The organism is Pseudomonas rustica (assembly GCF_049959085.1).
Classification (GTDB): domain Bacteria; phylum Pseudomonadota; class Gammaproteobacteria; order Pseudomonadales; family Pseudomonadaceae; genus Aquipseudomonas; species Aquipseudomonas rustica.
This window is the reverse complement of record NZ_CP188200.1, coordinates 5646853-5659966: the sequence shown is the minus strand read 5'-3', so window position 1 is coordinate 5659966 and position 13114 is coordinate 5646853. Positions and strand designations below refer to the sequence as shown.

Below are 13114 nucleotides of genomic sequence, written 5' to 3'. Positions count from 1 at the left end.
CCCGTTGCCGGGCGCCGGGATTACAGTTTCTTGGCTTTCTCGATCGCTTCTTCGATGCCGCCAACCATGTAGAACGCTTGTTCTGGCAGGTGGTCGTAGTCACCGTTGAGGATGCCTTTGAAGCCAGCAATGGTGTCTTTCAGGGAAACGTATTTACCCGAAGCACCGGTGAAGACTTCAGCCACGAAGAACGGCTGCGACAAGAAGCGCTGGATCTTACGAGCACGGTTTACCAACTGCTTGTCGGCTTCCGACAGCTCGTCCATACCCAGGATCGCGATGATGTCCTTCAGCTCTTTGTAACGTTGCAGAACGTACTGAACGCCGCGAGCGGTGTCGTAGTGGTCCTGGCCGATTACGTTCGGATCCAGCTGGCGCGAAGTCGAATCCAGTGGATCTACCGCTGGGTAGATACCCAGGGAAGCGATGTCACGGGACAGAACGACGGTGGCGTCCAAGTGGGCGAAGGTGGTCGCTGGCGACGGGTCGGTCAAGTCATCCGCAGGTACGTATACCGCTTGGATCGAAGTGATCGAACCTTCCTTGGTCGAAGTGATACGTTCTTGCAGAACGCCCATCTCTTCAGCCAGGGTCGGCTGGTAACCTACTGCCGAAGGCATACGGCCCAGCAGTGCGGATACCTCAGTACCGGCCAGGGTGTAACGATAGATGTTGTCGACGAACAGCAGAACGTCGTTACCTTCGTCACGGAACTTCTCGGCCATGGTCAGGCCGGTCAGTGCTACGCGCAGACGGTTACCCGGCGGCTCGTTCATCTGACCGTAAACCAGTGCCACTTTGTCCAGAACGTTGGAGTCCTTCATCTCGTGGTAGAAGTCGTTACCCTCACGAGTACGCTCACCCACACCGGCGAACACGGAATAACCGCTGTGCTCGATGGCGATGTTACGGATCAGTTCCATCATGTTTACGGTTTTGCCTACACCGGCACCACCGAACAGACCGACTTTACCGCCTTTGGCAAACGGGCAAACCAGGTCGATAACCTTGATGCCGGTTTCCAGCAGGTCGTTGCCGCCTGCCTGTTCAGCGAACGAAGGCGCTGGACGGTGAATGCCCCAACGCTCTTCGGTGTCGATCGGGCCAGCTTCGTCGATCGGGTTACCGAGGACGTCCATGATCCGGCCCAGGGTCGCTTTACCGACCGGTACGGAGATGGCTGCGCCAGAATCGGTAACTTCCAGACCGCGCTTCAAGCCCTCGGTGGAACCCATCGCAATGGTACGAACCACGCCGTCGCCCAGCTGCTGCTGAACTTCCAGAGTGGTGCCGGCATCGCTTTTGACTTTCAAAGCGTTGTAGATGCTCGGTACGCTGTCGCGTGGAAATTCCACGTCGATAACGGCGCCGATGATTTGAACGATACGTCCGCTACTCATAGCTGGATCCTCTGAATATTTGAACCGTTAAACCGCGGCAGCGCCGCCGACGATTTCCGAGATCTCTTGGGTGATCGCAGCCTGACGCGCCTTGTTGTAGATCAGCTGCAAATCGCTGATCAAATCACCGGCGTTGTCGGTAGCGTTCTTCATCGCGATCATCCGCGCAGCTTGTTCAGCCGCGTTGTTCTCGACCACCGCCTGGTAGACCTGCGACTCAACGTAGCGGACCATCAAGCCGTCAAGCAGCTCTTTGGCATCCGGTTCGTAGAGATAGTCCCAGTGGTGCTTGAGATCCTGATCCGGGGTGGCCACCAGTGGAATCAACTGCTCCACGGTAGGCTGTTGCGTCATGGTGTTGATGAACTTGTTGGACACCACGGACAGGCGGTCAATACGGCCGTCCAGGTAGGCATCCAGCATCACCTTGACGCTGCCGATCAAGTCATTGATCGACGGCTCTTCACCCAGGTGGCTGATAGCTGCAACGACGTTACCGCCGAAGTTACGGAAAAAGGCCGCACCCTTGCTACCAACGACACACAGATCAATCTCGACGCCGTTTTCGCGGTTTACCGCCATGTCCTTGACCAGGGCCTTGAACAGGTTGGTATTCAAGCCGCCGCACAGACCACGGTCACTGCTCACTACGACATAACCAACGCGCTTGATTTCGCGGTCGATCATGAACGGGTGGCGGTATTCCGGGTTGGCGTTGGCCAGATGCCCAATAACCTGGCGGATACGCTCCGCATAAGGACGGCTAGCAGCCATGCGCATTTGTGCCTTGCGCATTTTGCTGACCGCCACTTTTTCCATGGCGCTGGTAATCTTTTGCGTGCTTTTGATGCTCGCAATCTTACTGCGAATCTCTTTTGCGCCTGCCATGTAACACCTATCAGGTTAGCAAGCGGGAGCCTCGCGGCTCCCGCTGCGGCTTACCAGGTTTGGGTGGCCTTGAACTTCTCGATACCGGCTTTCATGCCAGCGTCGATTTCGTCATTGAAGTCACCTTTAACGTTGATCTTGGCCATCAAATCGGCGTGATCGCGGTTGAAGAAAGCGATCAGCGCTTGTTCGAAGCTGCCGATCTTGGCGATTTCAATGTCAGTCAGGAACCCACGCTCAGCGGCATACAGCGACAGCGCCATGTCAGCGATCGACATTGGTGCGTATTGCTTCTGCTTCATCAGCTCGGTAACGCGCTGACCATGCTCAAGTTGCTTACGGGTCGCTTCGTCCAGGTCAGAAGCGAACTGGGCGAATGCCGCCAGTTCACGGTACTGAGCCAGAGCGGTACGGATACCACCGGAGAGCTTCTTGATGATCTTGGTCTGAGCGGCACCACCCACACGGGATACCGAAACACCGGCGTTCACTGCAGGGCGGATGCCCGAGTTGAACATGGCCGATTCCAGGAAGATCTGACCGTCGGTGATGGAAATCACGTTGGTCGGAACGAACGCGGAAACGTCGCCAGCCTGGGTTTCGATGATCGGCAGTGCGGTCAGGGAACCGGTTTTGCCGGTCACTGCGCCGTTGGTGAACTTCTCTACGTATTCTTCCGAAACGCGGGATGCGCGCTCCAGCAGACGGGAGTGGAGATAGAACACGTCGCCTGGGTAAGCTTCACGGCCTGGTGGACGGCGCAGCAGCAGGGAAATCTGGCGGTAAGCCACTGCTTGCTTGGACAGATCGTCATAAACGATCAGCGCGTCTTCACCGCGGTCGCGGAAGAATTCACCCATGGTGCAACCGGAGTACGGTGCCAGGAATTGCAGCGCAGGAGATTCCGAAGCACTGGCAGCCACGATGATCGTGTTGGCCAGGGCGCCGTTTTCTTCCAGCTTGCGAACCACGTTGGCGATGGTCGATTGCTTCTGACCAATAGCTACGTAGACGCAGAAAATGCCGCTGTCTTTCTGGTTGATGATCGCGTCGATCGCCAGAGCGGTTTTACCGATCTGACGGTCACCGATGATCAGCTCACGCTGGCCACGGCCGACAGGAATCATGGCATCGACAGCCTTGTAGCCAGTCTGTACAGGCTGGTCTACCGACTTACGCCAGATCACGCCCGGTGCAACTTTCTCGACCGCGTCGGTCAAGGTGTTGCCCAGTGGACCTTTGCCGTCAACAGGGTTACCCAGCGCGTCGACTACGCGACCCAGCAGTTCCTTACCAACAGGAACTTCGAGGATGCGGCCGGTGCACTTGGCGCTCATGCCTTCAGCCAGAGACTGGTAAGCGCCCAATACAACGGCACCTACGGAGTCTTGCTCCAGGTTGAGGGCCATACCGTAGACGCCGCCCGGAAACTCGATCATCTCGCCGTACATTACGTCGGCCAGACCGTGAATCCGCACGATGCCGTCAGATACGCTGACGACAGTGCCTTCGTTACGGGCTTGGGAGGTCACATCGAGCTTGTCGATGCGGCCCTTGATAATTTCACTTATTTCGGAAGGATTGAGTTGCTGCATTGCTCTGCTGCCCCTTCAAACTCAAGATTTCAATGCTTCGGCAAGTTTCGCGATTTTGCCGCGAATCGAGCCATCGATAACCAGGTCGCCGGCGCGGATGACAACACCCCCAATAAGGGCTTTATCTTCCTCGACTTGCAGGCGCACTTCCCGGTTGAGTCGTGCACTGAGAACCTTGGCGAGTTTGTCTTGCTGTTCTTGGTTCAATGCGAAAGCACTGGTCACTTCAACGTCTACCGACTTCTCTTGTTCGGCCTTGTACAGGTCGAAAAGAGCGGCAATCTCCGGCAGAAGCGGGAGACGGTCGTTTTCGGCAACGACGTTGATGAAGTTCTGTGCCTTGGCATCAAACTTGTCGCCGCACACGTCAATAAACGTGGCGGCCTTTTCTGCGCTCGTCAGTCGCGGGGCCTTGAGCACGCGCTGCATGGTGTCATCTTGTGACACCGCTGCAGCCAGGCCGAGCATGGCTGACCAATTGGCCAGTTGCTGGTGGGCCTGAGCGTGCTCGAAGGCCGCCTTAGCGTAAGGTCGGGCCAACGTGGTCAGTTCTGCCATGATCGCCCTCGCTTAGATTTCAGCAGCCAGTTGGTTAACCAGCTCTGCGTGCGCGTTTTGATCGATTGTGGCACCCAGGATCTTCTCGGCGCCGCCGACAGCCAGCAAACCCACTTGGGCGCGCAGCTTGTCTTTGACACTGTTCAGTTCCTGTTCGATCTCGGCTTGAGCCTGAACCTTCACACGGTCAGCGTCGACACGGGCCTTTTCAACGGCCTCTTCGACAATCTGGTTACCGCGTTTCTTGGCTTGCTCGATGATTTCAGCTGCCTGAGCTTTCGCTTCGCGCAGTTGCTGACCCGCTTTTTCTTGGGCCAACTCCAGGTCGCGAGCTGCACGGCTGGCAGCGTCCAGACCATCAGCGATCTTCTTTTGACGTTCGTGCAGAGCAGCGATGACCGGAGGCCATACATACTTCATGCAGAACAGTACAAAAATCAGGAACGCAACGGACTGGCCAATCAGGGTCGCATTAATGTTCACGCCAACACCTCGCAGTTACGTTGTCCATCACACCAAATTACCCGGAATATCCGAGTAATTAGCCAGCGATCTGACCAACGAACGGGTTCGCGAAGGTGAAGAACAGCGCGATACCAACACCGATCATGGTTACGGCGTCGAGCAGACCGGCAACGATGAACATTTTAACTTGCAGCATTGGAACCATTTCTGGCTGACGCGCTGCGCCTTCCAGGAACTTGCCGCCCAGCAGGCCGAAACCAATTGCGGTACCCAGTGCGCCCAGGCCGATCAACAGTGCAACAGCGATAGCGGTTAGACCAACTACAGTTTCCATCTTTCCTCCCGACTTTTACGTCGTATGGTTTAGGTTTTTTAGATTAAAGCGGTAAAACAAATCGTTTCAGGTGCCCTGTGAAGAGCCCCTTCCCGTTTGACCGGGAAGGACATCAGACTAGTCGAGACTGGTCTTAATGGTTTTCTTCGTGCGCCATCGACAGGTAGACGATGGTCAGCATCATGAAGATGAACGCCTGCAGGGTGATGATCAGGATGTGGAACACAGCCCAAGCCCACTGCAGAACAACGCCCAGGCCGCTCAGCCAGAGCAGACCGCTGCCGAACATCACAGCGATCAGAATGAACACCAGCTCACCGGCATACATGTTGCCGAACAGACGCAGAGCCAGAGAGATCGGTTTAGCGATCAGGGTCACGAATTCCAGCAGGAAGTTCACCGGGATCAGCAGGGCTTGAACGAAGATGTTCTTGCTGCCGAACGGGTGCAGGGTCAGTTCGCCGATAAAGCCGCCGATGCCCTTGACCTTGATGCTGTAGAAAATGATCAGTGCGAAAACCGACAACGCCATGCCCAGAGTTGCGTTCGGGTCGGTAGTCGACACGGCGCGGAACGGGATGTGGTGGTCACCGGAGATCAGGATGGCCAACTGAGGAATCCAGTCGACCGGGATCAGGTCGACGGCGTTCATCAGGAACACCCAGACGAAGATGGTCAGTGCCAGCGGTGCGATCACCGGGCTACGGCCATGGAAGCTGTCTTTCACGCTGCCATCGACGAATTCGACCAATACTTCAACGAAGTTCTGCAAAGCACCCGGCTGACCCGAAGTCGCTTTCTTGGCCGCCATGCGGAAAAGAAAAACGAAGATCAGACCCAACGCGACCGACCAGCCGAGAGTATCGACGTGGAAAGCCCAGAAGCCCATTTCTTTGGCTTCTGCTGCGGTGTGGGCAAAGCCCCAGCCGCCGTTAGGTAGCTGACCGAAGGTCAGGTTCTGCAAGTGGTGCTGGATATAGCCCGAAGCGGTTGTTTCTGCCATGGTTGCCTCAAACGCCCTAAGGTCTCGAAAGTCTTGTTCTCATCAGCAGGGGAGCGAACCAGCTGACCGACTGAGTCAGCACGAACACGCCGAATACAGCTATCGGCGCCAGCGGCTTCACACCTGCAAACACCAGCGCAAAAAGCACTGCTGTCAAAATCAGTTTGCCTGCCTCGCCGGCATAAAAAGACCGGACGATGGACTGGGCTGCTCGGGCGCCGGAAAACCGAAATGCCTTATGAGCGAAATAAACATTGGGCAGCAAGGCTATCAGGCCTCCGCAAAGTCCCGAGTATCCGGCAACGACTCCGTGCCATTGCCAGAGCGCCAAAGCGGCAATGAGCAAAATGACAAATTGAGCCATTAACACCGGAAATACCGCCAGGCGATGGAACGGCAGGCGGTTTGGCTTGCGGGTTTCCATCACTATTGCTCTCCAATGGTCGGCTGCCAGAATTCAATAACTTGGCATAATTTGTGCCGACAAAATGCGCGCAGAGTATAGGGGCGGTTCTGCCCCTATTCAACTGTCAGGTAGTGATTTCCGACTGCGCGCTACATGAGGAAATGTTTCAGCGGATGTGTGCGAGCACACCTTGAAGCTCATCGAGCGAGTTATAACCGATCACCAACTGACCCTTTCCCTTCTTCCCGTGGCGAATCTGCACCGCAGAGCCTAGGCGCTCGGCCAGACGCTGTTCGAGGCGGGCGATATCCGGGTCGGGTTTGCTGGCTTCCACAGGCTCCGGTTTGCCACTCAACCACTGGCGAACCAGTGCTTCAGTTTGGCGCACGGTCAGGCCGCGTGCGACAACATGTCGCGCCCCTTCAACCTGCTGATTCTCGGGCAAACCGAGCAAAGCACGGGCATGACCCATTTCCAGGTCGCCGTGGGACAGCATGGTCTTGATGACTTCCGGCAGCGCAATAAGCCGCAACAGGTTAGCCACAGTGACGCGGGATTTACCCACAGCCTCGGCAACCTGCTGCTGAGTCAACTGGAATTCCTGCTGCAAACGCTGCAAGGCCACCGCTTCTTCGATCGGATTGAGGTCTTCGCGCTGGATGTTCTCGATCAGCGCAATGGCGATCGCGGTTTCATCGGGTACGTCGCGCACCATCGCCGGAATGGTTTCTTGCCCGGCTTGCTGACTCGCGCGCCAGCGACGTTCACCGGCGATGATTTCAAAGCGGCCACCGCCAATCGGGCGCACCACGATCGGCTGCATCACGCCTTGTGCCTTGATCGACAGCGCCAGTTCTTCCAGCGCCTGCGGATCCATGTCCCGACGTGGCTGGTATTTGCCGCGCTGGAGCAGATCCAGCGGCAGATGCTGCAGCTCACGGGTGTCAGCTTGCGCGGCTTGTTCTTCCAGCGCGCTGACAGTCGGACCACTCAGCAGTGCATCCAGTCCACGTCCGAGACCTCGTTTCTTGACGGCCATGGGGATTCCTTAAGTTGCCTGAGCGGCGGCGATGCGTGAATTTTTGCGCTGACGGCGAACCATCTCGCCGGCCAGGGCCAGATAAGCCAGGGCGCCACGCGATTGCTTGTCGTAGGCCAGCGCCGGCATGCCGTAGCTTGGCGCTTCGGCCAGACGGATGTTGCGCGGGATCACCGTGTCGTAAAGCTGCTCGCCAAAGTGTTCCTTGAGCTGCGCCGAAACATCGTTCATCAGGCTCAGGCGCGGGTCGTACATGGTGCGCAGCAAACCTTCGACTTTCAGGTTCGGATTGAGCAATTCGGCGATGCGCTTGATGTTATCCACAAGGTCGCTGAGACCTTCGAGCGCAAAGTACTCGCACTGCATGGGGATAATCACCCCGTCAGCGGCGACCAGTGCGTTCAGCGTGAGCATCGACAGCGACGGCGGGCAGTCGATCAAAATGTAATCGTAGTTTTCACGGATCGGCGCCAGCGCGCTGCGCAGACGGCTTTCCTTCATCTGCATTTCCAGCAGCACCACTTCGGCCGCGGTCAAATCGCGATTGGCCGGCAGCAGTTGATAACCACCGTGCTCGGAATAGTGCATGGCCTGGGCCAGATCGCATTCGCCGATCAGCAGGTCATAAACCGAGTTTTCCAGGCCGTGTTTATCCACACCGCTACCCATGGTGGCGTTGCCCTGTGGATCGAGATCGATCAACAGCACCCGGCGCTTGGTCGCGACCAGGGATGCTGCGAGGTTGATGCAGGTGGTGGTCTTGCCCACACCACCCTTTTGGTTCGCTATCGCGAATACCTTAGCCATTCTTGCTTGTGTTCCCAATCATGCCGTGCGGCGCAGTATCAGCAGATGGCGTTGGCCTTGGCAACCGGGTACGGCCAGGGCGTGTTCGCTATCGAGTTTGAAGTCTGCCGGCAATGCTACCAGCTCATCAGCCGGATGAACGCCCTTCATTGCCAGCCAGCGTGTATCGGCGTCGCCCAAATGGCGAGTCCAGTTGGTGAAGTTCTCCATGCTGCTGAATGCCCGGGAAATGATCCCGTTGAACGGCTCTGCAGGCTGGAAAGCTTCGACACGACTGTGGATAACTTGCAGGTTATCCAGTTTGAGTTCGAGTTTGACCTGAGTCAGGAAGCGGGTTTTCTTGCCGTTGCTGTCCAGACAGGTCACTTGCGAGTCCGGGTACAGGATCGCCAACGGGATCCCCGGCATGCCGCCGCCGCTGCCGACGTCGAGCCAGCGACCGTTTTCGATGAACGACATCACGCTGAGACTATCGAGCAAGTGCCGCGAAACCATTTCGTCCGGATCGCGCACAGCGGTCAGGTTGTAGGCCTGGTTCCATTTGATCAACAGGGCCAGATAACCCAGCAGCAATTCGTGCTGGGTTTCAGTGAGGTTGACACCGAGCTCGCGGGCTCCTGTGGATAACTCTTCGGCGTGTTGCGAAGTGACCTTAGAACTCAAGCGCTTTGCTCCAACTGACGGCCCGCGCCGCGTTTTTTCAAATGAATCATCAACAGCGAAATCGCTGCCGGGGTCACGCCCGGGATCCGCGAAGCCTGGCCCAGCGTCTCTGGTCGAGTAGCGCCGAGCTTGCTCTGGATCTCCTTGGAGAGACCGGAAATGTTGGTGTAATCGATATCCACAGGCAATTTCGTGTCTTCGCTGGCGCGCAGACGGGCGATTTCGTCCTGTTGACGGTCGATGTAACCGGCGTATTTGGTCTTGATTTCAACCTGCTCGGCGACCTGTGGATCTTCGGCGCCGTTGCCGGTCACTTCGACCAGACCAGCGTAGTCGATTTCCGGACGGCTCAAGAGGTTGAGCAAGTTGTATTCGTGGGTCAGCGGCGTGCCGAATTTCTCGGCAATCGCATCGCCCTGCTGCGTATTCGGGCGAACCCAGGTGCTTTTCAGGCGCTGCTCTTCCAGCTCAATGCTTTCGCGTTTCTTGCAGAAGGCCGCCCAACGCGCGTCATCGACCAGACCGAGCTCGCGACCTTTTTCGGTCAGACGCAGGTCGGCGTTGTCCTCGCGCAGGATCAAGCGGTACTCGGCACGGGAAGTGAACATGCGGTACGGCTCTTGGGTACCGAGGGTGATCAGGTCGTCGACCAAAACACCGATGTACGCTTCATCGCGACGCGGGCACCAGGCTTCTTTGCCTTTGGCGCGCAGTGCGGCGTTGGCGCCAGCCAGCAAACCTTGGGCGCCGGCTTCTTCGTAACCGGTGGTGCCGTTGATTTGCCCGGCGAAGAACAGACCGCCAATCACTTTGGTCTCGAGGCTGTACTTCAAGTCGCGCGGATCGAAGTAGTCGTACTCGATCGCATAACCCGGACGCACGATGTGCGCGTTTTCCATGCCGCGAATCGATTGCACGATCTGCAATTGCACGTCGAACGGCAAGCTTGTGGATATCCCGTTCGGATAGAGCTCATGGGTGGTCAAACCTTCCGGTTCGATAAACACCTGATGGCTTTCCTTGTCGGCAAAGCGGTGGATCTTGTCTTCGATCGACGGGCAATAGCGCGGGCCGATGCCTTCGATTTCACCGGCAGCGGAATACATCGGCGAACGATCGAGGTTCGCGGCAATGATTTCGTGGGTGCGGGCGTTGGTGTGTGTAATCCAGCAGCTGACCTGGCGTGGATGCTGTTCTTTGTTGCCCATGAACGACATCACCGGGATCGGCGTATCACCGGGTTGCTCGGTCATTACCGAGAAATCCACAGACTTGCCGTCGATACGTGGCGGTGTGCCGGTTTTCAGGCGACCGACACGCAGTGGCATTTCACGCAGACGGTGTGCCAGGGCGATCGACGGCGGATCACCGGCACGGCCGCCGGAAAAATTCTGCAAACCGATGTGGATAAGTCCGCCGAGAAACGTACCGGTGGTCAACACCACGGAATCGGCGAAGAACCGCAGACCCATTTGCGTGACAACACCACGGACTTGTTCCTGCTCAACGATCAGGTCGTCAGCGGCTTGTTGAAATATCCACAGGTTCGGCTGGTTTTCCAGAATTTCGCGGACAGCGGCTTTATACAAAATACGGTCGGCTTGCGCACGGGTCGCCCGTACGGCTGGGCCTTTGCGGCTGTTCAACACGCGAAACTGTATGCCGCCCTTATCGGTAGCCATGGCCATCGCGCCGCCGAGGGCGTCGATTTCCTTGACCAGATGACTTTTGCCAATGCCACCGATGGCCGGGTTGCAACTCATGGCACCGAGAGTTTCCACGTTATGCGTCAGCAACAGGGTTTTTGCCCCCATACGTGCTGAGGCCAGTGCTGCCTCGGTACCGGCATGACCGCCGCCGATGACGATCACTTCAAAACGGGAAGGGAAATCCACCACGCACCTCGTGCCTGCTTAAGTAGGTAATTCAGGAATAGTTTGAGATCAGGTTTTTGAACCTGGTCGACAAGTATAGGGACTTCGCCCTTCCTAAAGAACCCTTTGCACAAAATTTAACCAGCTGTGGAGAACTCAAGGTTAAAAGAATAAAAAAGAGAGAAATTTATAAAACCTTTGTTTTTATGTTTATTTCTACTGAGCCTACTTTCTGTGGATAGATCGCTACAGGCCTTTATATTCAATATGTACAGAGATTCAAAACCCTGTGTTGATGTGCCAATGAGGGCCTTGGATAACCGGTTTAAGCCTGTGGATGAAAGGGGTGGTTATCCACAGAGGGGTTTATATCCAGTTTTGAAGCCCTGTTATCAACTGCCCTTAGTGGCAGTTATTCACAGGGCTTAATCCACAGAAAAGCGATAAAACGGCGTTTTCGAGGCGCAAAAAAAATCGCCAACGAGGGTTCGCTGGCGACAACGAAGCCGATGGAGGGAAGTGCGAGGGCTATTGTGAGAGAACGTAACAGAGGCTAATAATAGGCATTATCATTAACTCGCCCACTTTTCCTATGTCCCTAACCGCCCACACTGCTGCGATCGAGCAAATCTACGAGCAACACCATTCGTGGCTATACGGGTGGCTCAAGGGAAAATTGCATGACGCCTGCGATGCCGCCGATGTCGCGCATGACACGTTCGTGCGGATTCTGGCGGCGCGCAATGCCGCACAGATTCGTGAGCCACGGGATTATCTGGCGACCATTGCACGCGGTCTGGTCATTGATCGTTATAGAAGGCAGGCCATCGAAGTCGCGTATTTGCAGACCCTCGCGGCTCGACCGGAAGCCACCGCCATCAGCGAGGAAGACAAGGCGCTGATCATCGAAACTCTGGTCGCTGTGGATAAAGCCTTGGCCGGGCTCGGCGCCAGAAGCCAACAAATCTTCATGCTCTCGCAAATCGATGGCCTGACTTATCAACAGATCGCTTTGCAGCTGAAGGTTTCGCTGACCACGGTGAAGAAGCACATGATCCGCGCCCTGACGGAATGTGCCCTGATCATGGCGCAACGTTGATGGCCATCGCCCCCAATCGCCAGATCTTCGAAGCGGCCGCCAGTTGGTATGTGCAGTTTCAGGCTGATCCGCCAACGCTCGCCGAACATAAGGCCTGGCAGTTGTGGATAGATAGCGACCCGGCGCATCTGGCGGCGTGGAACCAGATGGAACAATTGCAGCGCCACCTCGGCACGCTGCCACAGGATTTGAAACGTCGCGCATTAAATACCGGTCAGCAACGCCGCCAAGTGCTGAAACTGTTGCTGCTCGCGGCGGGCACGGGGTTCGTTGGCTGGAATGTTCAGCAACACACTTCCTTGGGAAATGTCTGGGCCGACTATAAAACCGGCGTTGGCCAGCGTCGCAATATCACATTGGCGGATGGCAGCCAGATTCAACTCAACACCGACACTGCGATTGATGTTTCTTTCGACCCGACACAGCGGCTGATTCGCCTGCGCTCCGGCGAGATCCTTATTCAAACCGGAAAGCTGGGTGATCAACGGCCCTTTTTTGTCGAAACCCGGGATGGCCGGATTCAAGCATTGGGCACTCGTTTCTCCGTTCACCAGCTATCGAGTTCTACCCGAGTTGGAGTGCTGGAAGACCGGGTCAGTGTTCAGCCCGGCGATAGTTCAACGGCCGCTAAAATCTTACAGGCAGGCGAAGGCGCTGATTTTGATCGTCAGCACATAGGACTCATTCATCCGTTCAAATACTCCGAAGTGGCGTGGATCAACGGTCAATTGATCGTCCTCGATGCACGCTTGGGCGATGTGATTGAAGAATTGGGCCGTTATCGCAGCGGGGTTTTGCATTGCGACGCGCGTGCCCGGGAGCTGCGGGTTTCCGGGACATTCCGCCTCAATTCAACCGACGCTGTCCTGGCCAATCTTCAGGCGTCACTGCCGATCAACGTGCGCTATTTCACCCGTTACTGGGTCTCGATCAGCCACAACGCTTGATCGAAATGTCACTTGGGCAAAATAAATCGACAACAG

Annotated in this window: 14 protein-coding genes; 2 read left to right on the top strand and 12 right to left on the bottom strand. The window is 56.4% G+C overall.

Features of this window, described 5'->3' with window-relative positions:
- Positions 1-20: 20 nt before the first annotated feature.
- From atpD to mnmG, 12 genes are all read right to left on the bottom strand, one after another.
- The gene (atpD, locus tag ACP3TY_RS25675; protein WP_016984062.1) at positions 21-1400 is read right to left on the bottom strand and encodes a F0F1 ATP synthase subunit beta; all 1380 of its coding nucleotides are present in this window, start codon (positions 1398-1400) and stop codon (positions 21-23) included.
- Between the two features lie 27 nt (positions 1401-1427).
- Entirely contained in the window at positions 1428-2288 is an 861-nt protein-coding gene (gene atpG, locus ACP3TY_RS25670; protein WP_007911960.1) for a F0F1 ATP synthase subunit gamma, read from the bottom strand.
- A 50-nt stretch (positions 2289-2338) separates the two neighbouring features.
- On the bottom strand, positions 2339-3883 hold the full coding sequence (gene atpA / locus ACP3TY_RS25665; RefSeq protein WP_007911958.1) for a F0F1 ATP synthase subunit alpha: 1545 nt from the start codon (positions 3881-3883) through the stop codon (positions 2339-2341).
- Between the two features lie 21 nt (positions 3884-3904).
- The gene (locus ACP3TY_RS25660) at positions 3905-4441 is read right to left on the bottom strand and encodes a F0F1 ATP synthase subunit delta (protein WP_053125286.1); all 537 of its coding nucleotides are present in this window, start codon (positions 4439-4441) and stop codon (positions 3905-3907) included.
- A gap of 12 nt (positions 4442-4453) precedes the next feature.
- Positions 4454-4924, bottom strand: a complete 471-nt coding sequence (locus tag ACP3TY_RS25655) for a F0F1 ATP synthase subunit B (protein ID WP_003229781.1) — start codon at positions 4922-4924, stop codon at positions 4454-4456.
- A gap of 58 nt (positions 4925-4982) precedes the next feature.
- A complete protein-coding gene (gene atpE / locus ACP3TY_RS25650; protein ID WP_003097235.1) occupies positions 4983-5240 on the bottom strand; it encodes a F0F1 ATP synthase subunit C in 258 nt (85 codons plus the stop codon).
- 133 nt (positions 5241-5373) lie between these two features.
- Positions 5374-6243, bottom strand: a complete 870-nt coding sequence (gene atpB / locus ACP3TY_RS25645; RefSeq protein WP_053125288.1) for a F0F1 ATP synthase subunit A — start codon at positions 6241-6243, stop codon at positions 5374-5376.
- 16 nt (positions 6244-6259) lie between these two features.
- Positions 6260-6667: a F0F1 ATP synthase subunit I gene (locus tag ACP3TY_RS25640; RefSeq protein ID WP_008084411.1), complete on the bottom strand. Its 408-nt coding sequence runs from the start codon at positions 6665-6667 to the stop codon at positions 6260-6262.
- 148 nt (positions 6668-6815) lie between these two features.
- Complete coding sequence (locus ACP3TY_RS25635; RefSeq protein WP_008084408.1) at positions 6816-7688, bottom strand: ParB/RepB/Spo0J family partition protein; 873 nt, start codon at positions 7686-7688, stop codon at positions 6816-6818.
- Positions 7689-7697: 9 nt separating this feature from the next.
- A complete protein-coding gene (locus ACP3TY_RS25630; protein ID WP_007911909.1) occupies positions 7698-8495 on the bottom strand; it encodes a ParA family protein in 798 nt (265 codons plus the stop codon).
- Positions 8496-8513: 18 nt separating this feature from the next.
- Positions 8514-9158: a 16S rRNA (guanine(527)-N(7))-methyltransferase RsmG gene (gene rsmG / locus ACP3TY_RS25625; protein ID WP_158830523.1), complete on the bottom strand. Its 645-nt coding sequence runs from the start codon at positions 9156-9158 to the stop codon at positions 8514-8516.
- On the bottom strand, positions 9155-11053 hold the full coding sequence (gene mnmG / locus ACP3TY_RS25620) for a tRNA uridine-5-carboxymethylaminomethyl(34) synthesis enzyme MnmG (protein ID WP_053125290.1): 1899 nt from the start codon (positions 11051-11053) through the stop codon (positions 9155-9157). Before mnmG ends, rsmG begins: the two co-directional genes overlap by 4 nt.
- Before the next feature lie 571 nt (positions 11054-11624).
- Between mnmG and ACP3TY_RS25615 the strand changes: the two genes are divergently transcribed.
- A complete protein-coding gene (locus tag ACP3TY_RS25615; RefSeq protein WP_426618765.1) occupies positions 11625-12131 on the top strand; it encodes a sigma-70 family RNA polymerase sigma factor in 507 nt (168 codons plus the stop codon).
- A complete protein-coding gene (locus ACP3TY_RS25610) occupies positions 12131-13078 on the top strand; it encodes a FecR domain-containing protein (protein ID WP_426618764.1) in 948 nt (315 codons plus the stop codon). The genes ACP3TY_RS25615 and ACP3TY_RS25610 overlap by 1 nt, the downstream gene beginning before the upstream one ends.
- The last annotated feature ends 36 nt before the right edge of the window (positions 13079-13114 follow it).